Genomic DNA, 24,086 nt, shown 5'->3' with positions numbered 1-24,086 from the left:
GCCCGCTCAGCGGCGCGGGTCGTCCTTCGGCCCGCGCGGTCCGTCGCCGCGGCGGCGCAGGTAGCGCTCGAACTCCTGCGCGATGGCGTCGCCCGACGCCTCGGGGGAGTCCCACGCGTCACGGGTCGTCTCGAGCTGGCGGATGTACTCCGTCATCTCCTCGTCGTCGGCCGCGGCGGCGTCGATCGACGCCTCCCACGCGAGCGCATCCGCCGGCAACGTGCCGCGCGTGATCGTCGCACCGGTGATCTCCTCGAGCTTGTCGAGGAGCGCGAGGGTGGCCTTGGGCGACGGCGTGTGTCCGCCGACGTAGTGGGGGATGCTCGCCCACAGACCGGCCGAGGGGATGCCGGCGGCCTCGCCGGCTGCGGCGAGCGCCGACAGGATGCCGACCGGACCTTCGTAGGTCGAGCGCTCGAGCCCGAGAGCCGCGCGCAGCTCCTCGTTCTCGGATCCCGCGAACACCGAGATCGGGCGGGTGTGCGGGACGTCGCTCATCATCGATCCGAGGGCCACGATGCCGGTGATGTCCTCGCGCAGGGCGGCGTCGACGAACTCCGCTGCGAACGCCTGCCAGGCGCGGGCCGGCTCCGTCCCGGTCAGCAGCCAGAGGTCGGGGCCGTCCTCGCGCGGCGTCACGGGGCGCCAGAGGGTGGCGTCGGGCCAGACCAGGCGACGGGCACCGTCGGCATCCATCTGCATCTGCGGACGCGTGTACTGGTAGTCGAAGTACAGCTCCGGGTCGACGCCGAACGCCCTCTCGAACGTCCCGGACGAGCGCAGCTGTGCGACCGCAGCGGTGGCGGCCTCTCCGGCGTCGTTCCAGCCGTCGACGGCGATCACGAGCACCCGCTGTCCCAGTCCCTGCACGGACGTCCTCTCTGTCGGTACCCCCACGATACGCCGACCGCCACCGGGCGGGCGGAAGCCCTCGCATAGCATTGACCGGTGACTTCCCCCCTTCCCGCCGCGGTCCTCTGGGACATGGACGGCACCCTCGTCGACACCGAGCCGTATTGGATGGCCGCCGAGACCCCGCTCGTCGAGCGCTTCGGCGGCACCTGGACGCACGAGGACGGTCTCGCCATGGTGGGCATGGGCCTCGAGGACGCGGCGCGCGTCCTGCAGGGCGCCGGTGTGCGCCTCGAGGTCGACGAGATCGTCGCCCACCTGACCGACGAGGTCATGCGCCGCCTGCGCGAGGACGGCGTGCCCTTTCGTCCCGGCGCTCGGGAGCTGCTCCGGGAGCTCCGGGAGCAGGGCGTGCCGACGGCCCTCGTCACCATGTCCATGAGTCGGATGGCGAGGGTCATCACCGAGCTCATCGACTTCGACGCGTTCGATCTCGTCATCGGCGGCGACGACGTCACCCACGCCAAGCCGCATCCCGCTCCGTACCTGCAGGCCTGTGCCGCGCTCGGGGTGGACCCCGCCGACACGGTCGCCTTCGAGGATTCGCTCACCGGCACCGCCTCCGCCATCGCCGCGGGCACGGTGACGGTCGGCATCCCGCACATGGTCCCGCTCGACGGGGTGGGGGCGCACGAGTTGTGGCCCACGCTCGACGGTCGGACCGTCGCCGACGTCGCCGACGTGCTCGCCCGCGTGCGCCAGGAGGTGGACGCGTGAGCGCCGACCTGCGGCCGAGCGGCCCGTTCCGGCTGGGTGACCGCGTTCAGCTGACGGGACCCAAGGGGCGCATGCACACCGTCACCCTGCGGGAGGGCGGCGAGCTCCACACGCACCACGGCGTGCTGCGCCACGAGGCGATCATCGGTCAGCCCGACGGCTCGGTCGTCGTGAACAGCGGCGGTCACGAGTACCTGGCGCTCCGTCCGCTGCTGCGCGACTTCGTCATGTCGATGCCGCGCGGCGCGGCGATCGTCTACCCGAAGGATGCCGCGCAGATCCTCGCCTCCGCCGACATCTTCCCCGGGGCGACCGTCGTCGAGGCCGGCGTCGGCTCGGGCGCGCTGTCGCTGTGGCTGCTCCGCGCGATCGGGCCCTCCGGTCGCCTGCTGTCGTTCGAGCGCCGCGAGGAGTTCTCCGAGGTCGCCGAGGCCAACGTCGAAACCTTCCTCGGGCACTACCCCGACTCGTGGCGGGTCGTCGTCGGCGACCTCGCCGAGCACCTGCCACAGGTGACCGAGCCGGGCAGCGTCGACCGCGTCGTGCTCGACATGCTGGCGCCGTGGGAGTGCATCGACGTCGTGGCCGAGGCGCTCACCCCGGGCGGCGTCGTGCTCTGCTACATCGCGACGGCCACCCAGCTCAGCCGGGTCGCCGAGTACATCCGGCATTCGGGCCTGTTCACCGAGCCCGAGGCGACCGAGACGATGGTGCGGGGGTGGCACGTCGAGGGTCTCGCCGTGCGTCCGGACCATCGCATGGTCGCGCACACCGGGTTCCTCCTCACCGCCCGTCGCCTGGCCCCCGGTGCGATGCCGCCGGATGTGCGCAAGCGCGCGCTGAAGAAGCCGTCGTACGCCGACGAGGACGTCGAGGCGTGGACCCCCGGTGCCGTGGGCGACCGCGAGATCACGGACAAGAACCTCCGCAAGCGGGTGCGCGACGCCCAGCGCGCCGTCGAGGGCGCCCGGCAGGCTGCCGAGGATCGCTCCGGCGAGACCGTAGACTGATCCAATGCGTCAGATCCCCCCTGCCGTGGCCGTGCTCGGCCTGACCGCTCTGGCCCTCGTCGGGTGCGCCCCCACCGGTCCCGCAGACGCCGGCTGCGAGCGCGTCACCGCGCCCGCCTCGTCCCTCGACCTCGTCGATGTGACGGATGCCGAGGCGGCACCGGCGGCCACCACCACCACCCCGGTCTACGTCACGAAGACCTCGTTCACCGACATCGCGACCGGCTCGGGCACCCCGATCACGACGAGCGAGCAGGACGTCCAGCTGGGGATCACGCTTCTCGACGGCGCGACAGGTCAGACGGTCCTGTCCGCGCCGACCCGCGTCGTCCAGGTGAGCGTCCTCGAGCAGACGTTCCCGACGATCGAGAAGATCCTCGACTGCGCCCGCCCGGGCTCGCGGATCGTCTCGGCCATCCCGGCGAAGGACCTGAACCCCGACCTCGTGAGCCAGATCGGCCTGAGCGAGGAGCAGGCGGCCGTGGTCGTCATCGACGTGAACACGGTCTTCCTTCCGGCGGCGAACGGCGTGCCGCAGTACGTCGACGGCAGCAACATCCCCACCGTCGTCCTCGCCCCCGACGGCACCCCGGGCATCATCGTCCCCGACGCGGTCGCGCCGAAGGACCTGATCATCAAGACCCTCAAGAAGGGCGACGGCGAGAAGCTCACCGCCGACTCGACGCCGCGCGTCAACTACACCGGTGTGCTCTGGAACACCGGAGAGGTGTTCGATTCCACGTGGGAGAAGGGCTCCCCGGCGACGCTGTCGCTGGACAGCGTCGTCCCCGGCTTCCAGAAGGCGCTGGAGGGTCAGACCGTGGGGTCGCAGGTGCTCGCGGTCATCCCTCCCGAGCAGGCCTACGGCGACACGGCCTCGGGTTCCGTCCCCGCGAACTCGACGCTCGTCTTCGTGATCGACATCCTCGGGATCGACACGAGCGACGACGCCACCACGGCGACACAGTGAGCCCGCGCGGGGCCGGCGACCGGTCCCGCGCCTAGGATTGCCGTGTGCCCACCGATCCGATCCGCAGCGCGCCCGAGGAACGGCTCGTCAACCTCGTCGTCGCGTTGCTCGCGACGGAGCAAGGGCTGACGAAGGACACGATCCTCTCGTCCGTCTCGGGCTACCGCGAGCAAGGGGCGGCGGGTGCGTCGAAGGACGCGCTCGAGAAGATGTTCGAACGCGACAAGGACAGCCTGCGCTCGCTCGGCGTTCCGATCGAGACGATCGGTGACTACGCCGACCCCGACGACCTCCGCGAGGCGCGGTACCGGATCCCGACGGCCGAGTACTCCCTGCCGGTCGACATCGACTTCACCCCGGCCGAGATCGCGGTGCTCAACCTGGCCAGCGGCGTCTGGGGCGAGAGCTCCATGTCGGCGTCGGCGCGCAGCGGTCTGCGCAAGATCCAGGCGCTCGGCATCGAGGTCGACGCCCCCATCATCGGCTACGCCCCGCGCATCAGCCTGCGCGAGCCGTCCTTCTCGCCGCTGCAGCGCGCGATCGAGCAGGGGCGGGTCGTCGAGTTCGACTACGTCAAGGGCGGATCGGATGCCGCGCACCGCCGCCGTGTCCAGCCGTGGGCTCTCGTCGAGTACGAGGGCCGATGGCACGTGTACGGCTTCGACCTGCTGCAGGACGCCGAGCGCACCTTCCTGCTGACCCGCATCTCCTCGGACGTCGTCGTCACCCGGACCTCGTTCGAGCTCTCGCTGCGCGAGGGGGCGGGCGACAAAGCGATCGCCGGGCTCGAGGCGGTCGCCAGGCGTCAGCGCGCGCTCGTCCAGGTCGAGCCGGGGACCGAGGCCGCGGTGCGTTTGAACCGTCGCGCGGTCGCCGCAGACGACACCGGATGCCGGGTGCCCTACGTCGACGCGCAGATCTTCGCCGACGAGCTCGCCTCCTACGGGCCCGAGGTCCGGGTGATCGAGCCGGTCGAGTTGGCCGACCTCGTCGGCGCGCGCCTCCGCCGCGCCCGCGACCTGCACGCGGAGGCCGCCGGATGAGCGCGCAACCGCTGGTCGCGACGGACCGCGCCTCCCTGATCCTTCAGCTCGTGCCGTACCTGATCTCGAAGGGCGAGGTCACGGTCGAGGACGCCGCGCGGGACTTCGAGGTCGCGCCCGACGAGATGCGCTCGATGGTCGAGAAGCTGACGGTCATCGGCCTGCCGGGGGACGGCGGCTTCTGGCAGATGGCGAACGACCTCTTCGACATCGACTGGGATCTGCTCGACGAGCAGGACACCATCTCGATCACGAACGCCGTCGCGCTCGAGCGGACGCCGCGGCTGACCGCCCGCGAGGCGGCCGCCCTGCTGGCGGGTCTGCAGCTCGCGGCGAGCCTTCCGGGAGTGGGGGACAGCGGCGTCGTCCAGGGGCTCCTCGCCAAGCTCGCCGCCGGCGCGTCGAGTGCTCCGGCGGAGGTGATCGTCGCCACCCCCGTCGTCGACGACGTCCGCGCCACGGTCGCGGCGGCCGTCCAGCAGGGCGTCGCCGTCTCGTTCGAGTACCGGGCTCCGGATGCGCCGGTGACCACCCGCACGGTCGACCCCGTCAAGGTCCACATCGCCGACGGCCAGTGGTACCTGCAGGGCTGGTGCCACCTGCGGCAGGCCGTGCGCACGTTCCACCTCGACCGGGTCTCCGAGGTCGTCCTCACCGACATCCCGAGCACGCACGGCGCGGACGCGCTGCCGGGCCTGTTCGAACCGACCGAGTCCGATGTGATCGTCGAGCTCCGCTGCCGCAAGGACGTCGTTCCGCTGCTCGGCGAGTTCGCGGCGCGCGCCGTCGTGCGGGGCAAGGGCGATGTCCGGTCGGTCCGTCTGCGGGTCGGTGACGAGCGCAGCCTGAAGCGACTGGCCGCGCGTCTCGGGGGCGACGTCGAGGTCGTCTCGCCCGACACCGCGCGGGAAGCAGCGCGGGCGTGGGCCGAGGCGGGGCTCGCGCAGTACACCTGAGGACCGGCCGCTTCCGGGCGGTTAGACTGGAAAGACTTCAACCCCGAGGAGCTTTCATGGGCGGTCTGCAGGGCTGGCATCTTCTCATCGTCTTGGCGGTGATCCTTCTTCTGTTCGGTGCGGCCAAACTGCCGGCGCTGGCGAAGAGCGTCGGTCAGTCGGCGCGTGTCTTCAAGGGCGAGATGAAGGCGATGAAGGAGGAGGACGGGCCGGCTGAGACGCCGAACCACCAGGCTCCTCCGGCGCCGTCCTCGGTCACCCCGCTGACGCCGCCGCCCGCGCAGGGTCCACCGCAGGGCCCCGCATCCTGATTCAGTGACGACCACCGAACGGGACGCCGCGCGAGACGACGCCCCCTACCGGGACAAGCGGATGTCGCTCGGCGACCATCTGCGAGAGTTCCGCAAACGGCTGCTGATCGCTGCCGCGGCGCTCGTCGTGGGAATGATCGTCTCCTTCATCCTGACGGACGGCATCATCTGGGCGATGACGGAGCCCATCCGCATCGTCGCGGAGCGTCGAGGTGACGAGGATGCCGTCACCCTCATGTTCGCGACGGTGACATCCGCCTTCGACCTCCGCATCCGCATCTCCTTCGCCGTCGGCCTGCTCATCTCTGCGCCTGTCTGGCTGTGGCAGATCTGGGCCTTCCTGATGCCCGGGCTGACGCGGAAGGAGATCCGTTACACGATCGGGTTCGTCGCTGCCGCGGTGCCGCTGTTCTTCGCAGGCACCTTCACGGGCTGGCTGATCCTTCCGCACCTCGTCGAGCTGATGGCCGGCTTCACACCCGTCGGCGCCTCCAACTTCTACGACGCGAAGTACTACTACGACTTCGTGTTCAAACTCCTCCTCGTCGTGGGCGTCGCCTACGTGACCCCGGTGTTCCTCGTCGCCTTGAACCTCGCCGGCGTCATGACCGGCCGCGAGATCATCAAGGGCTGGCGCGTGGCGATCGTCATCGCGACGGTGTTCGCCGGAGCCGCCACCCCCGCAGCCGACGTCGTCAGCATGCTCATCCTCGCGGGCATCCTGACGGTGCTCTTCTTCGCCGCCGCCGGACTCTCGATGCTCTTCGATCGCCGCAAACGCAAGCGCGACGAGGCGCTCCTCGGTCCGGTCGCATGACGGACCCCTCGGCACGCTACGCCCGCGCGCAGGCGGAGCGCCGGCATCCGATCTCCGCATCCTTCGCGTCCCTGCAGCGGTTCGACCTCGACCCGTTCCAGATCGAGGGCTGTCACGCGCTCGAAGAGGGCAGGAGCGTGCTCGTCGCCGCCCCGACGGGCGCCGGCAAGACGATCGTCGGCGAGTTCGCGATCCACCTCGCGATGCGGGAACCGGGCGACAAGGCCTTCTACACGACGCCGATGAAGGCGCTGTCGAACCAGAAGTTCCGCGAGCTGCAGGAGGTCTACGGCGAGGGCGAGGTCGGCTTGCTCACCGGCGACACGAACATCAACGGGAACGCGCGCGTCGTGGTCATGACCACCGAAGTGCTCCGGAACATGCTCTACGCCGACTCGCCGGCCCTGCGCGGACTCCGCTACGTCGTGATGGACGAGGTGCACTACCTCGCCGACCGGTTCCGCGGACCGGTGTGGGAGGAGGTCATCCTCCATCTGCCGCCCGCTGTGCGCCTCGTCTCCCTGTCGGCGACGGTCTCGAACGCCGAGGAATTCGGCGACTGGCTCGACACGGTCCGCGGCGACACGGCCGTGATCGTCTCCGAGACCCGTCCCGTTCCGCTCGAGCAGCACGTCCTCGTGCGCGGCGACCTCCTGCCGCTGTTCGACGACCGCGCCGGCATCGCCACCGCACAGGTGAACCAGGAGCTCACCCGCATCCGCTCACCCAAGGGCGCCGTTTACGAGAACAATCGCCGCGCCATGGAGTACCGCTCGCGCGGCGACCAGGAGAGGCGCCGCCCGCACCGGGGCGGTAAGCGTCCCGTACGACCGTCGACGGCGATGCGGATCGAGCGGATGGACCGTCCGCAGGTCGTCGAGCTGCTGGGTCGCTCCAACCTGCTGCCCGCCATCTTCTTCATCTTCAGTCGGGTCGGATGCGACGCCGCGGTGCAGCAGGTCCGGCGCGCGGGTGTGCGGCTGACCGACACCGCGGAGCGCGACGAGATCCGCTGGATCATCGATGAGCGGATGCGGGCGCTCCAGGACGAGGACCTCGGCGTCCTGGGCTACTGGGAATGGCGCGACAACCTCGAGCGGGGGATCGCGTCGCATCACGCTGGCCTGCTGCCCGCGTTCAAGGAGGTCGTCGAGGAGCTGTTCCAGCGCAAACTCGTGAAGGTGGTCTTCGCGACCGAGACGCTGGCGCTCGGGATCAACATGCCCGCCCGGACGGTCGTTCTCGAGAAGCTCGAGAAGTTCAACGGCGAAGCGCGGGTCGCGATCACGTCGGGCGAGTACACCCAGCTCACCGGGCGCGCCGGCCGGCGCGGCATCGACGTCGAGGGGCATGCGGTCGTCCAGTGGACCGAGTCGCTCGACCCGCAGGCAGTGGCGGCGCTCGCGTCGCGCCGCACGTACCCGCTCAACTCGAGCTTCCGGCCGACGTACAACATGGCGGTCAACCTGATCGACCAGTTCGGCCGGCCGCGGGCGAGAGAGATCCTCGAGTCCTCGTTCGCGCAGTTCCAGGCCGACCGCGCCGTCGTGGGCCTCGCCCGGCAGGTGAGGGAGGCCGAGGCATCCCTCGCGGGCTACGAGAAGTCGATGACGTGCGACCGCGGCGATTTTGCCGAGTACTCCGGCATCCGGCGCGACCTCAGTGACGCCGAGAAGCTCAACCGCGCCGACCGGACGGCGCCCGCCCGCATCCGCCAGCAACGCCAGAACGAGATCCAGTCGCTGCGCCGCCGGATGCAGCGGCACCCCTGCCACGGCTGCCCCGATCGCGAGAACCACGCCCGCTGGGCCGAGCGGTACTGGAAGCTGCGTCGGCGCACCGATCGCACGCGCCGCGACATCGAGACCCGCACCGGCACCGTCGCGCGGATCTTCGACCGCATCATCGACGTGCTGGCCGAGCTGGACTACGTCGCCTTCGACGACGACGGGGCCGCCACGCTCACTGCGGCCGGGCGCACGATGCGCCGCATCTACGGCGAACGCGATCTGCTGGTCGCGGAGTCCCTGCGCCGCGGGCTGTGGCGCGAGCTCGACCCCGCGGGCCTCGCCGCCCTCGCGTGCTGCCTCGTCTACGAGCCGCGCCGCGACGACGCCGGGGAGTACCGCCTGCCGCGCGGGCCGTTCCGCGAGGCCCTCACGAAGACGCAGGACCTCTGGAGCCGGCTCGACGACCTCGAACAGGCCCACCACCTGCCGGGCACCGAGGCGATCGCGACCGGCCTCGCGCAGGCCATGAACTCCTGGGCACGCGGAGCGTCGCTCGACGTCGTCCTCACCGAGGCGGACATGGCGGCCGGCGACTTCGTCCGGTGGACGAAGCAGACGATCGACCTGCTCGACCAGCTGTCGATCGTGGCGGATGCCGATGTCGCGACGACCGCGCGGAAGGCCCTCGACGCCGTGCGACGGGGCATCGTCGCCTACAGCTCGGTGTGACAGAGGCCGGGTGCGGCCCGGCTGACAACACGATCGCCCTCCCGCACGACCTGCGGCCGAACGTGAGGGCGATGGAGGGGATGACGGGAATCGTCCCCACCGCCTCCTCCACGCGCCGCTACGCGCCGCGCGGAGCCTCGGGCGGCGTGGGCCCACCCAGGGGTTCGATCCGCTGACAACACGATCGCCCTCCCGCACGGCCTGCGGCCGAACGTGAGGGCGATGGAGGGGATGACGGGAATCGAACCCGCGTAATCAGTTTGGAAGACTGAGGCTCTACCATTGAGCTACATCCCCGTCGGCGCCGCGATGAGCGCCTCGACGAGTGTACCCGACATGGTCGGCTAGACTGACCAACGGCCGTTTTTCGGCGCTCGCCAGCGTGCGCGCCCGGGGCGTAGCTCAGCTTGGTAGAGCGCCCGCTTTGGGAGCGGGAGGCCGCAGGTTCAAATCCTGTCGCCCCGACCAACGGCCCCACGAACCCAGATCACCGAACGGACGCGCGCGTGCGCGGCCGGACAAGGAGAACGACAGGCATGGTCACCAGCACCGTCGAGCAGCTCACCCCCACCCGGGTGAAGCTCCACATCACGGTCACCCCGGAGGAGCTCAAGCCGAGCATTTCCCACGCGTACGAGCACATCGCGCAGGACGTCCAGATCCCGGGCTTCCGCAAGGGCAAGGTCCCCGCGCCGATCATCGACCAGCGCATCGGGCGCGAGGCCGTCCTCGAGCACGCCGTCAGCGAGGGGCTCGACGCGTTCTACCGCGAGGCCGTCACGGCCAACGAGGTGCGCATCGTCGGCCGCCCGGCCGCCGAGATCGTCGAGTGGCCGAGCACGAAGGACTTCTCCGGCGACCTCAAGGTCGAGGTCGAGGTGGACGTCCGCCCCGAGTTCGAGCTGCCCTCCTATGACGACATCACGATCGAGGTCGACGCCGTCGAGACCGACGAGGCCGCCGTCGACGCCGAGCTCGACAAGCTCCGCAGCCGTTTCGGCACGCTCGTGACCGTCGACCGTCCCGCCAAGGCCGGTGACTTCGTCGAGCTCGACCTCGTCGCCACGATCGACGGCGCCGAGATCGACCGCGCCGAGGGCGTGTCCTACGAGGTCGGCTCGGGCGAGCTGCTCGAGGGCATCGACGAGGCCGTCGAGTCGCTCACCGCCGGTGAGGACACCACGTTCCGCTCGAAGCTCGTCGGCGGTGACCACGCCGGTGAAGAGGCCGAGGTCGCCGTGACGGTCAAGGCCGTCAAGGAGCGCGAGCTCCCCGAGGCCGACGACGACTTCGCGCAGGTCGCCTCAGAGTTCGACACGATCGCCGAGCTCCGCGAGAGCCTCGTCGAGCGCGTCTCGGAGCAGGCCGTCTTCACGCAGGGCTCCGCCGCGCGCGACAAGCTCGTCGAGGCCCTCATCGAGAAGGCCGACATTCCCGTCCCCGCCAAGCTGGTCGAGGACGAGGTCCACGCCCACCTTGAGGGCGAGGGCCGCCTGGAGGACGACGTGCACCGCGCCGAGGTCACCGAAGCGAGCGAGAAGCAGTTCCGCACGCAGATGATCCTCGACAAGATCGCCGAGAAGCACGAGGTGCAGGTCTCCCAGGAGGAGCTCACCCAGTACCTCATCCAGTCGTCGGCGCAGTACGGCATGTCGCCGCAGGACTTCGTCAACGCGCTGCAGGAGGGCAACCAGATCCCGCTCATGGTCGGTGAGGTCGCCCGCAACAAGGCCCTGGCGATCGCGCTCGGCAAGGTGAACGTCGTCGACACAAACGGCAAGAAGGTCGACCTGGCCGGCTTCGCCGCCGAGGACGAGGACGCCGCGGACGAGGCAGCCGACGAGAAGCCCGCCGCCGAGAAGGCGCCTGCCAAGAAGGCTCCGGCGAAGAAGGCTCCGGCGAAGAAGGCTCCGGCCAAGAAGGCCGCCGCCGAGAAGGCGGATGCCGCCGACGAGGCAGCCGAGGAGAAGCCCGCCGCCAAGAAGGCTCCGGCCCGCAAGCCGGCCGCCAAGAAGGCCGACGCGGACGCCGCCGAGGCGCCCGCCAAGAAGGCTCCCGCCAAGCGCGCCACCAAGAAGGCCGCCGACGCGGAGTGATCGTTTCGAAGGGCGGCGGGTGCCTCACGGCCCCGCCGCCCTTCGGCGTCTCCGGGCCGCGTCCGCGGGGCTCGCGCGGCTGGATGCCCGCCCCGGTATGCCCACGGCGAACACGGGCGAGGCGCTCGGGACGCGCCACTAGATTCGAAGCACGAACACGAATCCAGGAGAGCATCCATGGCTGAACCCCTTATGGCGACCAGTGTCTTCGACCGGCTGCTGAAGGACCGAATCATCTGGCTCGGTTCCGAGGTGCGCGACGAGAACGCGAACGAGATCTGCGCCAAGATCCTGCTGCTCGCGGCCGAGGATTCCGAGAAGGACATCTACCTCTACATCAACTCGCCCGGTGGCTCGATCACCGCCGGCATGGCGATCTATGACACGATGCAGTTCGTGCCGAACGACATCGTCACCGTCGGCATCGGCATGGCCGCCTCGATGGGTCAGCTCCTGCTGACCAGCGGCACGAAGGGCAAGCGCTACATCACGCCCAACGCCCGTGTGCTGCTGCACCAGCCCCACGGTGGCTTCGGCGGCACGGCCAGCGACATCCAGACCCAGGCCCAGCTGATCATCTCGATGAAGAACCGTCTCGCGGAGATCACGTCCGCGCAGACCGGCAAGTCCGTCGAGCAGATCAACGCCGACGGCGACCGCGACCGCTGGTTCACGGCAGAGGAAGCCCTCGAGTACGGCTTCGTCGACCACATCCGCGAACACGCCGCCGACGTCGCCGGCGGTGGCGGGACCGAGAACTGATCGCCCGGAGGACGAAGAGAATGCACACCCCCACTTTCGGTCGCCCGCAGGGCGTCGCCATGCCCTCGAGCCGCTACATCCTGCCGCAGTTCGAAGAGCGCACCGCGTACGGCTACAAGCGCCAGGACCCGTACAACAAGCTGTTCGAGGACCGCGTCATCTTCCTGGGCGTCCAGGTCGACGACGCATCCGCGGACGACGTGATGGCGCAGCTGCTGGTCCTCGAGTCGATGGACCCCGACCGCGACATCATCATGTACATCAACTCGCCCGGTGGCTCGTTCACGGCCATGACGGCGATCTACGACACGATGCAGTACATCTCGCCCCAGGTGTCGACGGTCGTCCTCGGACAGGCGGCCTCGGCGGCATCCGTCCTGCTGGCCGCGGGTGCCACCGGCAAGCGTCTCGCGCTGCCGAACGCCCGGATCCTCATGCACCAGCCGGCCGTCGGCGAGTCCGGTCACGGGCAGGCGTCGGACATCGAGATCCAGGCGGCGGAGATCCTCCGCATGCGCACCTGGCTCGAGGAGACGATGGCCCGTCACACCAACCGCACCGTCGAGCAGGTCAACAAGGACATCGACCGCGACAAGATCCTCTCGGCCCAGGAGGCGCTCGAGTACGGCATCGTCGACCAGGTCCTGACCTCGCGCAAGCGCACCCCCGCCGCCATCACCGCGTGATGCCGGCACCCGACGCCCCGCCGATCCGTCGGCGGGGCGTCGTCGTCCACACTCGCGTCGCAATCCACCCCGTGCCCGGATCTGCGATTAGGCTCGTCTCCACCGGCACGAGATCCTGAGGGGGACACCATGGCACGCATCGGTGAGAGCGCCGACCTGTTCAAGTGTTCCTTCTGCGGCAAGAGCCAGAAGCAGGTCCAGCAGCTGATCGCCGGCCCCGGCGTCTACATCTGCGACGAGTGCGTCGAGCTCTGCAACGAGATCATCGAAGAGCGCATGGCCGAGTCCGGCGACGGTGAGGTCAAGGACTTCGACCTTCCCAAGCCGCGCGAGATCTTCAGCTTCCTCGAGGAGTACGTCGTCGGTCAGGACTCCGCCAAGCGCGCCCTCGCCGTCGCCGTCTACAACCACTACAAGCGCGTCCGCGCCCGCAGCACGATCCAGTCCGCCGAGCAGCGCGCCGACGAGGTCGAGATCGCCAAGAGCAACATCCTGCTGCTGGGACCGAGTGGATGCGGCAAGACGTACCTCGCGCAGACGCTCGCCAAGCGGCTGAACGTCCCCTTCGCGGTGGCGGATGCGACGGCCCTCACCGAGGCCGGCTACGTCGGCGAGGACGTCGAGAACATCCTCCTCAAGCTGCTGCAGGCCGCCGACTTCGACGTCAAGCGCGCCGAGACGGGCATCATCTACATCGACGAGGTCGACAAGATCGCCCGCAAGGCCGAGAATCCGTCGATCACCCGTGACGTCTCGGGTGAGGGTGTCCAGCAGGCACTGCTGAAGATCCTCGAGGGCACCGTCGCCTCGGTGCCGCCGCAGGGCGGCCGCAAGCACCCGCACCAGGAGTTCATCCAGATCGACACGACGAACGTCCTGTTCATCGTGGCGGGCGCGTTCGCGGGGCTCGAGGACATCATCTCGTCGCGTGTCGGCAAGCACGGCGTCGGCTTCGGCGCTCCGCTGCAGGACAAGGAGCAGGAGCTGGACGTCTTCCGCGACGTCCTCCCCGAGGACCTGCACAAGTTCGGTCTCATCCCCGAGTTCATCGGCCGTCTGCCCGTCGTCACGACGGTGTCGCCGCTCGACCAGACCGCGCTGATCGAGATCCTCACCGGTCCGAAGAACGCGTTCGTCAAGCAGTACCAGCGGATGTTCGAGCTGGACGGTGTCGAGCTCGAGTTCGAGGATGACGCCCTCCGCGCCATCGCCGATCTCGCCGTCGCCCGCAAGACCGGCGCCCGCGGACTCCGGGCCATCCTCGAGGACGTCCTCGGTCCGATCATGTTCGAGATCCCCTCCGCGGAGGACGTCGACAAGGTCGTGGTCACCCGCGCCGCCGTCCAGGACGGCGCGCCCCCCACCCTCGTGCTGCGCCAGAAGCGCAAGAGCGCCTGACGCCCGCGGATGTCGTAGGCCGGGGGTAGCGTCCCCGTCATGGGACGCATCCTCTACGACACCGCCACGACGGCCAACGGATTCATCGCCGACGAGGAGAACTCCCTCGCCTGGCTGTTCGCCGTCGAGGACGGCGACACTCCGGACGACGCCCTCCTGCCGTCCGGGGCGACCGTGCTCGTCGAAGGATCGACGACCTACGAGTGGGTGCTGGCGGAGTCCGACATCCTCGCCCACCCCGAGCGGTGGACGCAGTTCCACGGCGACCGTCCGACGTTCGTGTTCACGACGCGGGACCTGCCGAGACCCGCGGGCGCCGACATCCGCTTCGTCCGGGGACCGGTGGCATCCGTCCTTCCCGACATCCGTGAGGCCGCCGGCGACGGCGACGTCTGGATCGTCGGCGGGGGAGACCTCGCCGGTCAGTTCCTCGACGTCGGCGCGCTCGACGAGATCGCCGTGTCGGTCGCGCCCGTCTTCCTCACCGGCGGCGCACCGCTGTTGCCGCGTCGACTCGAGTCCGACCGCCTGCGGCTCGTGTCGGCCGAGGCGGTCGGACAGTTCGCGCGACTCGTCTACCCCGTCGGCTCGGCGGCGGGCTGAGCCCGGTCAGCCCGTGAGACCGCGGCGCTCGAGCAGCGGCTCGATCCGCGCGTCGCGACCGCGGAAGTCGCGGTAGGCCTCGAGCGGGTCCTTCGACCCGCCCACACCGAGCAGGCGATCGCGGAACCGGTCGCCGTTCGCACGGGTGAGGCCGCCGTTCTCGCGGAACCATTCGACGGTGTCAGCGTCGAGGACCTCGCTCCAGATGTAGGAGTAGTAGCCCGCGCTGTACCCGCCAGAGAAGATGTGGGCGAAGTAGGTCGACGAGTAGCGGGTCGGAACAGCGGGATTGTCGAGGCCGATGTCGGCGAGTGCTGTCGCCTCGAGGGAGTCGACGTCGATCTCGGATGCCGTGTCCTCGACATCGAGGCTGTGCCACGCCTGATCGATCCAGGATGCGGCCAGGTACTCGCTGGTGGCGAAGCCCTGGTTGAAGGCCTCCGATTCGCGCAGCTTCGCCACGACCTCCGCCGGGAGCGGCTCATCAGTGTCGATGTGGCGGGCGTACGAGGCCAGGATCTCAGGCCAGAAGATCCACATCTCGTTGACCTGGCTCGGGAACTCCACGAAGTCGCGGAAGACCGCCGTGCCGGCGAAGTGCGGGTAGGTCACCGTCGCGAACAGTCCGTGCAGCGCGTGACCGAATTCGTGGAAGAGCGTCGTGACCTCGTCGAGGGTCAGCAGCGTGGGGCTGCCGGGCGCGGGCTGCGGCACGTTGAGGTTGTTCACGACGATCGGCGCCGTGCCGCGCAGGGCGGACTGCGAGAGGATGGAGTTCATCCACGCCCCGCCGCGCTTCGAGTCGCGGGTGTAGAGGTCGAGGATGTAGAGCCCGAGATGCGAGCCGTCCTCGTTCCGGACCTCGAACACGCGCGCCTCGGGGTGGTAGGCGGGCAGATCGGGGCGCTCGGTGAAGGTGATGCCGTACAGGTCGGTCGCCGCGCGGAACACACCGTCGACGAGCACGCGCTCGGCCTCGAACCAGGGCCGCAGCGCGGTGCGGTCGAGGTCGTACCGTGCGGCGCGGACCCGCTCGGTGTAGAACGCCCAGTCGTGCGCCGCCAGGTCGAACCCACCGCCGTCGCGGTCGATGATCTCCTGCAGTGCCGCCTGCTCCTGCCGGGCGTTCTCCGCCGCCGGCACCGCGAGGCGGCGCAGCAGCGCGTGCACCGCCTCGGGCGAACCGGCCGTCTCGTCCGCGGTGACGTACGCCGCGTGCGAGTCGTACCCCAGCACCCGGGCGCGCTCCGCGCGCAGCCGGACGATCTCGGTGAGGACCGCGCGGTTGTCGTTCTCGTTGCCGCGTCGCCCTCGCGAGCGGGAGGCGGTCATCAGCTTCTCGCGGCTCGCGCGGGACGTGAGCGAGGAGAGGTAGGGATGCCCCGTGAACAGCGTCAGCGTGACGACGAACTTTCCGTCGAGGCCGCGATCGGCGGCGTTGCGTGCCGCGGCCGACAGCTCGCCGCCGGTGAGGCCGTCGAGTTCCGCGGCGTCGTCGAACACGACAGCGAGCTCGTTGGTGTCTGCGAGGAGGTTCTTCTCGAAAGTCGTCGTCAGCACGGAGAGCTGCTGGTTGAGCTCCGTGAGGACGGTCTTGTCGGCCTCGTCGAGTCCGGCACCTGCGTTCGTCATCTCGCGGTGGGTGCGCTCCACGAGGTAGCGGTCCTCCCCGGTGAGGCCGAGGTCGTCCAGCTGCGCGTGGACGGCGGCGACCCGCGCGTACAAGCGGGCGTCGAGGGTGACGGCGTCGTGGTGCGCGGCCATGAGCGGCGCGAGCTGCTCATCGATCTCCTGAATCTCGGCCGTCGCGTCGGCGGAGCTGACGGTGTAGAAGGTGCGTGCGACGCGTCCCAGCAGCTCGCCGGAGCGCTCGAGGGCGACGAGCGTGTTCTCGAACGTGGGCTCCTCCGTCGAGGCGGCGATGGCCTCGATCTCCGCGCGGTGAGCCGCGAACGCCTGCTCGAAAGCGGGCAGGTAGTGCTCAGGGCGGATGCGGGGGTAATCCGGCAGATCGAACGGGAGAGGGGAGGGCGAGAGGAGCGGGTTGGCAGCGGCATCCGGCATCGTTCCAGCGTACGTCGCGGCCGGGAACCGCGGCGTGCAAAGGAACCGTTGCAAAGAAAAACTTGCAAAGCTAGCCATGCAAAGGTATCTTTGCATCATGATCGAACAGCGACAGGTGCGCGAAGACCGCAAATTGGATGCCGGGGCCCTCCGTGCCCTCGCGCATCCACTGCGTGTGCAGCTCTTCGACATCCTGTCGCAGTACGGCCCCCAGACGGCGAGTTCGCTCGCCGAGCGCACGGGGGAGTCGTCGGGGGCGACGAGCTACCACCTGCGGGCGCTGGCCAAACAGGACCTCATCCGCGAGATCCCCGACCGGGGTTCGGCGCGGGAGCGGTGGTGGGAGCGTGCGGACAAGTCCGTCTCCTTCGACAGCCCCGAGGCCCTCGCGTCGCCGGCCATCCGGTCCGCCACGCAGCTCATCATGAACGAGTTCCTCGGTCGCCGGCACCAGCAGTTGATGCGTCACGTCAGCGAGGGCATCGCGTCGCCCGACAAGGAGGACGACGCCGCGATGATCTCCACCGCGAACATCCACCTCACGCGCGATGACGCCATGGCGCTCATCGAGCGTCTGTCCGCCGTCGTCGACGAGGCCGTCGCCCGTGCCCGCGGGCGCGAAGAAGAGCCCGACCGACTGCCGTTCACCATCCGGGTGGACGTGTTCCAGCTTCCCGAGGACGGAGACGGACGATGACCACGATCACCATTCCTGTGCTGGACGTCGCCGCGCGTCCGACCCGGCTCGAGGCGGCACTGCTCGCGGCGTCGGCCTCGGTGCAGCGCGCCGTGGCCGCACGGATGATGCGCCGCGCCGAGCAGGCACTGACGCAGTCAGCCGCCGACGAGCACGTCGAGCGCACCCGCGCCGACGTCGCCGCGCACCTCGCGCGTCACCCGCGCGGCTGAGCCCCCGTCAGGCCATACCGTCGTCGTCGAGATGACCGACGACGATCTCGCCCTCGCGGCCCACACGCACGACGACCCCTGTCTCGAGCTCCGCGACCGGGCGTCCCTCGAGCCAGGTCAGCGTCCATCGTGGGCGGGGCTGGCCGAGCGGATCCTGGTCGATCGTGGCATCGACGGCCGCGATCTGCTCTCGCAGGATCTCCGGCACGGCGGACGGCGGCTGGTCGCCGCTGGTCCAACGGGTTCCGAGCTGCATGTCAGGCCTCCTGCGGGGTGAGGACGATGTCGCCGACCGACACCGTGTCGCCGGTCGCGTACGAGACCTGCACGATGCGTCCGACGGCGGCCAGGTCGCCCTCGGCCGAGCGGATGGCGTCGAGTGCGGCATCCGGTCCCGTGATGGTCAGCGACGCGACCGGCGTCTTCTGCGAGGCCTTCGCCTCGGTCTTCGCGCGGCGCACGCTGATGAGCGCTTCGCCCACCGTCCGCAGCACGGCCGGGTCGCCCTCGATGCCGAGCGGTTCGGGCCACGAGGCGGTGTGCACCGACCCCGCCTCGAACCACGACCAGGCCTCCTCCGCGGCGAACGAGAGCACCGGCGCGAGCAGACGCAGGAGCGTCGACAGGGCCATGCGGAGCGCGAGCGCTGCCGACGCCTGACCGGCGTCGGCCTGGTTGTACGCACGCTCCTTGACGAGCTCGAGGTAGTCGTCGCAGAAGGTCCAGAAGAACGCCTCGGTGACTTCCAGCGCGCGGGCGTGGTCGAAGGCGTCGAACGCCTTCGTGGCATCCCGGACGACCTGGTCGAGGGTCGCGAGCATCGACGCGTCGAGCGCGTGCGTGATGCGAGCGTCCTCGGGGACGGGGAACGAGAGCATGAACTTCGCCGCGTTCAGCACCTTGATCGCCAGGCGGCGGCCGATCTTCACCTGCGTCGGGTTCTGCGGGTCGAACGCGGCGTCGGCGCCGAGACGGCTGGAAGCCGCCCAGTAGCGGACGGCGTCGGTTCCGTGCGCGTCGAGGATGTCGGCGGGCGTGACGACGTTGCCCTTGGACTTCGACATCTTCTTGCGGTCGGGGTCGACGATGAAGCCCGAGATGGCGGCATCCGTCCACGGCGCGCGGCCGTCCTCGAGCACCGAGCGGACCATGGTCGAGAACAGCCACGTGCGGATGATGTCCTGCCCCTGCGGGCGCACGTCGAACGGGGCGACCAGGTTCCAGAGCTCGGGGTCGCGCTCCCAGCCGCCCGCGAGCTGCGGGGTCAGGGACGACGTCGCCCAGGTGTCGAAGATGTCGCGCTCGGCGTCGAAGCCGCCGGGCACGCCGCGCTGGTCCTCGGTGTAGCCGTCGGGCACGTCCGTCGTGGGGTCGACCGGGAGACGCGAGAGATCGGGGGTCAGCACGCGGTCGTAGTCCCGCTCGCCGTTCTCGTCGAGGCCGTACCAGACCGGGATCGGCACACCGAAGAAGCGCTGGCGAGAGACGAGCCAGTCGCCGGTGAGGCCGTTCGTCCAGTTCTCGTACCGCACACGCATGAAGTCCGGGTGCCAGCCCATCCCGCGGCCCATCTCGATGAGCTTGTCGCGGAGTTCCGCGTCGCGGGCGCCGTTGCGGAGGTACCACTGGCGCGTCGAGACGATCTCGAGGGGACGGTCGCCCTTCTCGTAGAACTTCACGGGGTGCGTGAACGGCTTCGACACCTCGAGCAGCTCGCCGGACTCCTGCAGCAGCTCGACGATGCGCTTCTTGGCGCTGAACACCGTCTTGCCGGCGAGTTCCGCGTACGCCGCCTTCGCGGCATCCGTCACGAGCACGTCGGGGGCCTCGTCGATGATGCGGCCGTCGCGGCCGAGGATCGTGCGGTTGGGCAGGTCGAGCTCGCGCCACCAGATGATGTCGGTCACGTCGCCGAACGTGCAGATCATGGCGATGCCCGTGCCCTTGTCCTTCACCGCGAGGGGGTGGGGGAGGACCGGCACCTCGACGTCGAACAGCGGGGTGCGCACGGTGGAGCCGAAGTACGGCTGGTAGCGCTCGTCGTCGGGGTTCGCCACGAGTGCCACGCACGCGGGGAGCAGCTCGGGCCGCGTCGTCTCGATGTGGATGTCGCCCGAACCGTCGCTCTTGTGAAAGGCGACGCGGTGGTACGAGGCTTGCTGATCGCGATCCTCGAGCTCGGCCTGCGCGATGGCCGAGCGGAAGTCGATGTCCCAGAGGGTGGGCGCCATGGCCTGGTAGGCCTCACCGCGGTCGAGGTTCCGCAGGAACGCGAGCTGGCTGGTGCGGATCGTGTCGTCCGAGATCGTGCGGTACGTCTGCGTCCAGTCCACCGACAGACCGAGCTTGCGGAACAGGTCCTCGAACTGCTTCTCGTCCTCGATCGTCAGCTCCTCGCAGAGCTCGATGAAGTTGCGACGGCTGATCGGCACCTGGTCGGCCGGCTTCAGGCTCTTCGCGTCACCGCGGAAGGGCGGCGTGAAGTCCGCGTCGTAGGGCAGCGAGGTGTCGCAGCGCACGCCGTAGTAGTTCTGCACGCGTCGCTCGGTGGGCAGACCGTTGTCGTCCCAGCCCATCGGGTAGAACACCGTCTTGCCGCGCATGCGCTCGTAGCGCACCTTCACGTCGGTGTGGGTGTAGCTGAACACGTGCCCGATGTGGAGCGAGCCGGATGCCGTCGGGGGAGGCGTGTCGATAGAGAAGACGCCCGCGCGCCCCTTCGCCTTGGCCGCGTCGCGGTCGAACAGGTACGTGCCCGCGTCGGACCACGCGGCATCCCACTTCTGCTCGAGGCCTTCCAGGGCGGGCTTGTCGGGAATGTGCGCATTCGTCATGGTGGGGCTCCTCGAGCGATATGTGCGGCACTGTGTGAGCGTGCCTGAGTGTGGGTGCCGAGCCAGTCTACCGCCGAGGCGTCAGCCGGACGGGTGACGGTTCGCGAGGAGATGGAGGTTATCGAGGAGCGGATGCCGGGATCCGGGCCTCGGGACGCGTCATCTCCTCGCGAACCTCCGCCGCTTCCCCCCCCGGTGCGCACCGGGCCGCGCCCGTGCACACCGTTCCGGCGGTGCCGGTTCCTCGGCCGGTCAGGGCCGCAGGCTGTGCGGATGAGGGTGACGGATGCGGTGGCGCAGCGAGGTGGGATCGTCCGATCGGCGGTGTTGCGCCGACTCGGCTTCAGTGAGCGCGCGATGCGCACGGCGGTGGACGCCGGGGAGCTCGTGCGGCCGCGACGAGGGTGGGTCGCCCTCCCGGCGAGCGACCCCGCGCTACGCGCCGCGGCCGCTGCAGGGGTCGTCCTCTCGTGCGTCACGCAAGCGCAGCGGCTGGGGCTGTGGGTGCTGCACGCGGAAGCGGCGCACGTCGCGGCATCCGCTCATTCGGGATCCGTCCGGACCGAGGACCCGGGCACGGTCGTCCACTGGTCCGAGCCGATCGTGCCGCGCGCACCGGACGCGCTCGTCGACCCGATCGAGAACGTCCTCGCGCTCAGCGCGAGCTGTCTGCCGTTCGAGGAGGCCCTCGCGATGTGGGAGTCCGCGATCGAGCGGGGACTGGTCCAGCTGCCCGCGCTCCGTCGGCTGCCGTTCCGCGGACGGGCACGCGAGGTCCTGGCCCAGGTGACACCCTTCTCCGGTTCGGGCCTCGAGTCCTTCATCCCGCCGCGGCTCGCGTGGCTGCGGGTGCCCATCGTGCCGCAGGCCTGGATCGCCGGACATCGCGTGGACTTCCTGCTGGGCGATCGCCTCGTCCTGCAGATCGACGGCGGCACCCACGTCGGCGCGCAGCGCGACAGGGACAACGCCCACGACGCCGAACTGATGCTGCTCGGGTACCACGTGATCCGCGTCGGGTACGCGCAGGTCGTGCATCGCTGGCACGTCGTGCAGGACGCCGTCGCGCGCGCGGTGGCGCAGGGGCTGCATCTCGCTGAGCGGTGACGGTGACGCTGTCGGTGACGGTTCGCGAGGAGATGGAGGTTATCGAGGAGCGGATGCCGGGATCCGCCCCTCGGGACGCGTCATCTCCTCGCGAACCTCCGCACAGCGACGCGCCGCGCGCCGCGGCCGGCGTCAGCGCGTCAGAACGCGGCCTCGATCGTCTCGTTGCCGTCGATGATCTCGCGCACCGGGTCGCTCGTGAACGCGTCGATGAGCGCCTCGGTGGAGGCGGCATCCGCGTCCTCTTCGGGGACGACCAGCTGCAGGGCGAAGCGGTCGTCGAGCTCGGTCAGCAGCCCGTCGTCCTGCGGGGTGAGGCCGAGGGCCGCGATGTGGGACGGCCACTGGAAGACCAGGTCGGCCTCGTCGTACGCCGTGTTGAGCTGGTTGATCTGGAGCTCGAGGAACTGCAGGTCCTTCGGGTTCTCGGCGATGTCGTCCACGGTCGCCTCGTACGGGTCGACGCCCTCGGCGAGGGTGATGATCTTCGCGTCGGCGAGCATCTTCAGCGCACGGCCGGTGTTGGAGGCGTCGTTCGGAATGGCGACGGTCGCCCCCTGGGGCAGGTCGGCGATGTCGTCGATCGTCTTCGAGTAGAACGCGATCGTGAAGTTGTAGATCGGCTGGACCGCTGTCAGCGACGCGTCGTTCGCGGCGTTGAACTCCTGCATGTAGGGCTCGTGCTGCGAGAAGTTCGCGTCGATGTCGCCGGCGGCGAGCATCTTGTTGATCGTGACGTAGTCGGCGACCTCGACGAGCTCGATGGCGTAGCCGTCCTCGATCTCGTCGGCGGCGGCCTCGACGATGTCGGTCATGGGCGAGGTGACGGCGCCGACCCGCAGCCTCTGCACCTGCTCACCGCCGGGTGCGGCGGGTGAGGCACAGCCGGCCAGGAAGGCGACGGTGGCGGCCGTGAGGGCGGCGGCGAGGGTGAGGCGGCGCGGGGACATGGTGCTCCTTGTGGGATGGGGGTGGATGCCGGTGGTGGCGGACGCTCAGCGATGGTCGAGGCGGACCGAGATCCGCTGCCCGACCGCTTGGATCACGAGGACGATGGCGAGGATGACGAGGATCGTGAAGTACATGAGCGCGTCGTCGTACTCCTGGTAGCCGTACCGCAGCGCGAAGTCTCCGATCCCGCCGCCGCCGACCACGCCGAGGACGGTCGAGTAGGACAGCAGGCTGATGCTCGCCGAGGTCAGCGCGTACACGAGACCCGGCAGCGCCTCGGGCAGGAAGAAGCGCCACACGGTCTGCGGCACCGTGGCCCCGAGGGTCTGCGCGACGCGGGGGATGCCGGGGCTCACCTCGCGGAGGATCTGCTCGACCAGCCGGCCGTACACGGCGACGGCGACGACGCACAGCGAGAACGTCGCCGCGGGCGTGCCGAAGGTGGTGCCGTAGATCGCCCGGGTCGCCGGCACGAGGAACACGACCAGCAGCAGGAACGGGAACGAGCGGATGACGTTGATGAGGACGTTCGCGACGGTCCACACGACCCGCTGCGGGCGGATGCCCCCGGGGCGGGTGAGGTAGACGGCGGCGCCGAGGGGCAGGCCGAGCAGCACGGCGGCCGCCAGCGAGACGCCGAGCATGTAGCCGGTCTCGCCCAGGGCCTCGATGAGGTCGTCGCCGCGCTCGGCCAGCGACGCTCCGAGCGAGGCGAGGACGTCGTCGGGGTCGTTCATGCGCCGAGCTCCCGTCGCGCGCGATCGAGGTACGTCTCGCGCTCGCCGCGTGCGGTCGGGGAGACCGCGAGGATCTCGACAAGCCGGCCGTCGTCGAACAGGGCGACGCGGTCGCAGATCGAGCGGACGACGTCGAGGTCGTGGGTGACGATCACGACGGTCGTCCCGAAGCGATCGCGGGCGTCGCGCAGAAGATCGAGCACCTCGCCGGCGGTAGCCGCGTCGAGCGCCGACGTGGGCTCGTCGCAGAGCAGCAGCCGGGGGCGCGTCACGAGGGCGCGGGCGATGCCGACGCGCTGGCGCTGACCACCGCTCAGCTGGGCGGGATACGCGTCGGCCCGGTGGTCGAGCCCGACGAAGCGCAGCGCATCATCGACGGCCTGGGCTGACCGCTCGCTCCGGGGACGGAGGGCGAGCGGGAGGTCGACGTTCTGCCGCACGGTGCGATTCGCGAGGAGATGCACGCCCTGGAAGACGACGCCGATCTCGCGCCGCAGGCTGCGGAGCCCCGTTCGACCGAGCCGTCCGACATCCTGGCCGAGCACGCTGACCGTGCCGGAGGTGGCGGCGACCTCACCCGTCAGCACCGAGAGGAGGGTGCTCTTCCCGGCGCCGCTCTCGCCGATGACGCCGAGGATCTCGCGGTCCGCGACGGTCAGGTCCACGTCCGCGAGACCGCGGACGCCTCCGGGGTACTCCACACCTGCGCGAGCGAGCTCGACAGGGGGCGCAGGCAGCACGGAC

22 protein-coding genes, 2 tRNA genes and 1 pseudogene are annotated in these 24,086 nt (G+C 69.9%); 17 read left to right on the top strand and 8 right to left on the bottom strand.

Translation table 11 applies throughout. The features are described from left to right. Positions 1–6 precede the first annotated feature (6 nt). Positions 7–870 carry a PAC2 family protein gene (locus ACPEH0_RS04015; protein ID WP_366212952.1) on the bottom strand — a complete coding sequence of 288 codons (864 nt, stop codon included), beginning with the start codon at positions 868–870 and terminating at the stop codon, positions 7–9. 78 nt (positions 871–948) lie between these two features. Here ACPEH0_RS04015 and ACPEH0_RS04010 point away from each other — a divergent pair, with 78 nt between their 5' ends. The 8 genes from ACPEH0_RS04010 to ACPEH0_RS03975 all read left to right on the top strand — a co-directional run bounded on the left by ACPEH0_RS04010 (position 949) and on the right by ACPEH0_RS03975 (position 9,195). Next, positions 949–1,629 carry an HAD family hydrolase gene (locus tag ACPEH0_RS04010; RefSeq protein WP_064002246.1) on the top strand — a complete coding sequence of 227 codons (681 nt, stop codon included), beginning with the start codon at positions 949–951 and terminating at the stop codon, positions 1,627–1,629. Continuing rightward, positions 1,626–2,639, top strand: coding sequence for a tRNA (adenine-N1)-methyltransferase (locus tag ACPEH0_RS04005; protein ID WP_366212953.1), 1,014 nt, complete (start codon positions 1,626–1,628; stop codon positions 2,637–2,639). The genes ACPEH0_RS04010 and ACPEH0_RS04005 overlap by 4 nt, the downstream gene beginning before the upstream one ends. A gap of 4 nt (positions 2,640–2,643) precedes the next feature. Then, positions 2,644–3,609, top strand: a complete 966-nt coding sequence (locus ACPEH0_RS04000; protein ID WP_217531513.1) for an FKBP-type peptidyl-prolyl cis-trans isomerase — start codon at positions 2,644–2,646, stop codon at positions 3,607–3,609. Between the two features lie 44 nt (positions 3,610–3,653). Beyond that, entirely contained in the window at positions 3,654–4,652 is a 999-nt protein-coding gene (locus tag ACPEH0_RS03995; protein WP_366212954.1) for a helix-turn-helix transcriptional regulator, read from the top strand. Then, a complete protein-coding gene (locus tag ACPEH0_RS03990; protein WP_366212955.1) occupies positions 4,649–5,608 on the top strand; it encodes a helix-turn-helix transcriptional regulator in 960 nt (319 codons plus the stop codon). Before ACPEH0_RS03995 ends, ACPEH0_RS03990 begins: the two co-directional genes overlap by 4 nt. 56 nt (positions 5,609–5,664) lie before the next feature. Further along, on the top strand, positions 5,665–5,919 hold the full coding sequence (gene tatA / locus ACPEH0_RS03985; RefSeq protein WP_217531510.1) for a Sec-independent protein translocase subunit TatA: 255 nt from the start codon (positions 5,665–5,667) through the stop codon (positions 5,917–5,919). A gap of 61 nt (positions 5,920–5,980) precedes the next feature. Then, a complete protein-coding gene (gene tatC / locus ACPEH0_RS03980; protein WP_217531542.1) occupies positions 5,981–6,736 on the top strand; it encodes a twin-arginine translocase subunit TatC in 756 nt (251 codons plus the stop codon). After that, positions 6,733–9,195 (top strand): DEAD/DEAH box helicase, encoded by a 2,463-nt coding sequence (locus ACPEH0_RS03975; protein WP_366212956.1) that lies wholly within the window; start codon positions 6,733–6,735, stop codon positions 9,193–9,195. Before tatC ends, ACPEH0_RS03975 begins: the two co-directional genes overlap by 4 nt. A 223-nt stretch (positions 9,196–9,418) precedes the next feature. On the opposite strand, the gene ACPEH0_RS03970 is transcribed toward ACPEH0_RS03975, so the two are convergent. Further along, positions 9,419–9,492: transfer RNA gene (locus tag ACPEH0_RS03970), tRNA-Gly, on the bottom strand. A gap of 94 nt (positions 9,493–9,586) precedes the next feature. Here ACPEH0_RS03970 and ACPEH0_RS03965 point away from each other — a divergent pair. From ACPEH0_RS03965 to ACPEH0_RS03940, 6 genes and pseudogenes are all read left to right on the top strand, one after another. Further along, positions 9,587–9,663 (top strand) — tRNA-Pro (locus ACPEH0_RS03965). 68 nt (positions 9,664–9,731) lie between these two features. Next, positions 9,732–11,291 (top strand): trigger factor, encoded by a 1,560-nt coding sequence (gene tig, locus ACPEH0_RS03960; RefSeq protein WP_217531507.1) that lies wholly within the window; start codon positions 9,732–9,734, stop codon positions 11,289–11,291. 165 nt (positions 11,292–11,456) lie between these two features. Continuing rightward, positions 11,457–12,053: pseudogene (locus ACPEH0_RS03955) on the top strand (ATP-dependent Clp protease proteolytic subunit); the annotation flags it as partial. Positions 12,054–12,073: 20 nt separating this feature from the next. Then, entirely contained in the window at positions 12,074–12,739 is a 666-nt protein-coding gene (locus tag ACPEH0_RS03950) for an ATP-dependent Clp protease proteolytic subunit (protein WP_366212957.1), read from the top strand. A gap of 129 nt (positions 12,740–12,868) precedes the next feature. Further along, positions 12,869–14,137, top strand: a complete 1,269-nt coding sequence (gene clpX, locus ACPEH0_RS03945; RefSeq protein ID WP_366212958.1) for an ATP-dependent Clp protease ATP-binding subunit ClpX — start codon at positions 12,869–12,871, stop codon at positions 14,135–14,137. 39 nt (positions 14,138–14,176) lie between these two features. Continuing rightward, the gene (locus ACPEH0_RS03940) at positions 14,177–14,740 is read left to right on the top strand and encodes a dihydrofolate reductase family protein (protein ID WP_366212959.1); all 564 of its coding nucleotides are present in this window, start codon (positions 14,177–14,179) and stop codon (positions 14,738–14,740) included. A gap of 6 nt (positions 14,741–14,746) precedes the next feature. Here ACPEH0_RS03940 and ACPEH0_RS03935 read toward each other — a convergent pair whose 3' ends face one another. Continuing rightward, entirely contained in the window at positions 14,747–16,804 is a 2,058-nt protein-coding gene (locus ACPEH0_RS03935) for a M3 family metallopeptidase (RefSeq protein WP_366212960.1), read from the bottom strand. A 97-nt stretch (positions 16,805–16,901) separates the two neighbouring features. Here ACPEH0_RS03935 and ACPEH0_RS03930 point away from each other — a divergent pair, with 97 nt between their 5' ends. Then, positions 16,902–17,501, top strand: a complete 600-nt coding sequence (locus ACPEH0_RS03930) for an ArsR/SmtB family transcription factor (protein ID WP_217531503.1) — start codon at positions 16,902–16,904, stop codon at positions 17,499–17,501. Continuing rightward, positions 17,498–17,713 carry a hypothetical protein gene (locus ACPEH0_RS03925; protein ID WP_217531502.1) on the top strand — a complete coding sequence of 72 codons (216 nt, stop codon included), beginning with the start codon at positions 17,498–17,500 and terminating at the stop codon, positions 17,711–17,713. Before ACPEH0_RS03930 ends, ACPEH0_RS03925 begins: the two co-directional genes overlap by 4 nt. Positions 17,714–17,720: 7 nt before the next feature. On the opposite strand, the gene ACPEH0_RS03920 is transcribed toward ACPEH0_RS03925, so the two are convergent. Beyond that, positions 17,721–17,969: a hypothetical protein gene (locus tag ACPEH0_RS03920; protein WP_217531501.1), complete on the bottom strand. Its 249-nt coding sequence runs from the start codon at positions 17,967–17,969 to the stop codon at positions 17,721–17,723. 1 nt (position 17,970) lies between these two features. Next, a complete protein-coding gene (gene valS / locus ACPEH0_RS03915; protein ID WP_366212961.1) occupies positions 17,971–20,547 on the bottom strand; it encodes a valine--tRNA ligase in 2,577 nt (858 codons plus the stop codon). 273 nt (positions 20,548–20,820) lie between these two features. Between valS and ACPEH0_RS03910 the strand changes: the two genes are divergently transcribed. Beyond that, positions 20,821–21,654, top strand: a complete 834-nt coding sequence (locus ACPEH0_RS03910; RefSeq protein ID WP_366212962.1) for a type IV toxin-antitoxin system AbiEi family antitoxin domain-containing protein — start codon at positions 20,821–20,823, stop codon at positions 21,652–21,654. A gap of 140 nt (positions 21,655–21,794) precedes the next feature. Here ACPEH0_RS03910 and ACPEH0_RS03905 read toward each other — a convergent pair whose 3' ends face one another. The 3 genes from ACPEH0_RS03905 to ACPEH0_RS03895 are packed head-to-tail and all read right to left on the bottom strand — an operon-like array spanning position 21,795 to position 24,082. Continuing rightward, positions 21,795–22,604 carry a MetQ/NlpA family ABC transporter substrate-binding protein gene (locus tag ACPEH0_RS03905; RefSeq protein WP_366212964.1) on the bottom strand — a complete coding sequence of 270 codons (810 nt, stop codon included), beginning with the start codon at positions 22,602–22,604 and terminating at the stop codon, positions 21,795–21,797. 45 nt (positions 22,605–22,649) lie between these two features. Beyond that, entirely contained in the window at positions 22,650–23,342 is a 693-nt protein-coding gene (locus tag ACPEH0_RS03900) for a methionine ABC transporter permease (RefSeq protein ID WP_366212965.1), read from the bottom strand. Then, positions 23,339–24,082, bottom strand: a complete 744-nt coding sequence (locus ACPEH0_RS03895) for a methionine ABC transporter ATP-binding protein (protein ID WP_217531496.1) — start codon at positions 24,080–24,082, stop codon at positions 23,339–23,341. Before ACPEH0_RS03895 ends, ACPEH0_RS03900 begins: the two co-directional genes overlap by 4 nt. Positions 24,083–24,086: the final 4 nt, after the last annotated feature.

The sequence above is a fragment of the Microbacterium sp. NPDC079356 genome (assembly GCF_049545465.1).
GTDB classification, from domain to species: domain Bacteria; phylum Actinomycetota; class Actinomycetes; order Actinomycetales; family Microbacteriaceae; genus Microbacterium; species Microbacterium gawkjiense.
The sequence above is the reverse complement of the archived record's forward strand: the minus strand, read 5'-3'. Positions and strand labels throughout refer to the sequence as shown.

Bases quoted from the DNA above. Each gene is read 5' to 3' on its own strand.
- ACPEH0_RS03925 (WP_217531502.1), top strand. From the start codon at position 17,498: ATGACCACGATCACCATTCCTGTGCTGGACGTCGCCGCGCGTCCGACC.
- ACPEH0_RS03975 (WP_366212956.1), top strand. From the start codon at position 6,733: ATGACGGACCCCTCGGCACGCTACGCCCGCGCGCAGGCGGAGCGCCGG.
- ACPEH0_RS03910 (WP_366212962.1), top strand. From the start codon at position 20,821: ATGAGGGTGACGGATGCGGTGGCGCAGCGAGGTGGGATCGTCCGATCG.
- ACPEH0_RS03920 (WP_217531501.1), bottom strand. From the start codon at position 17,969: ATGCAGCTCGGAACCCGTTGGACCAGCGGCGACCAGCCGCCGTCCGCC.
- ACPEH0_RS03930 (WP_217531503.1), top strand. From the start codon at position 16,902: ATGATCGAACAGCGACAGGTGCGCGAAGACCGCAAATTGGATGCCGGG.
- ACPEH0_RS04000 (WP_217531513.1), top strand. From the start codon at position 2,644: ATGCGTCAGATCCCCCCTGCCGTGGCCGTGCTCGGCCTGACCGCTCTG.
- ACPEH0_RS03905 (WP_366212964.1), bottom strand. From the start codon at position 22,604: ATGTCCCCGCGCCGCCTCACCCTCGCCGCCGCCCTCACGGCCGCCACC.
- clpX (WP_366212958.1), top strand. From the start codon at position 12,869: ATGGCACGCATCGGTGAGAGCGCCGACCTGTTCAAGTGTTCCTTCTGC.
- ACPEH0_RS03900 (WP_366212965.1), bottom strand. From the start codon at position 23,342: ATGAACGACCCCGACGACGTCCTCGCCTCGCTCGGAGCGTCGCTGGCC.
- tig (WP_217531507.1), top strand. From the start codon at position 9,732: ATGGTCACCAGCACCGTCGAGCAGCTCACCCCCACCCGGGTGAAGCTC.
- ACPEH0_RS03950 (WP_366212957.1), top strand. From the start codon at position 12,074: ATGCACACCCCCACTTTCGGTCGCCCGCAGGGCGTCGCCATGCCCTCG.
- valS (WP_366212961.1), bottom strand. From the start codon at position 20,547: ATGACGAATGCGCACATTCCCGACAAGCCCGCCCTGGAAGGCCTCGAG.
- ACPEH0_RS03990 (WP_366212955.1), top strand. From the start codon at position 4,649: ATGAGCGCGCAACCGCTGGTCGCGACGGACCGCGCCTCCCTGATCCTT.
- ACPEH0_RS03940 (WP_366212959.1), top strand. From the start codon at position 14,177: ATGGGACGCATCCTCTACGACACCGCCACGACGGCCAACGGATTCATC.
- tatA (WP_217531510.1), top strand. From the start codon at position 5,665: ATGGGCGGTCTGCAGGGCTGGCATCTTCTCATCGTCTTGGCGGTGATC.
- ACPEH0_RS03935 (WP_366212960.1), bottom strand. From the start codon at position 16,804: ATGCCGGATGCCGCTGCCAACCCGCTCCTCTCGCCCTCCCCTCTCCCG.
- tatC (WP_217531542.1), top strand. From the start codon at position 5,981: ATGTCGCTCGGCGACCATCTGCGAGAGTTCCGCAAACGGCTGCTGATC.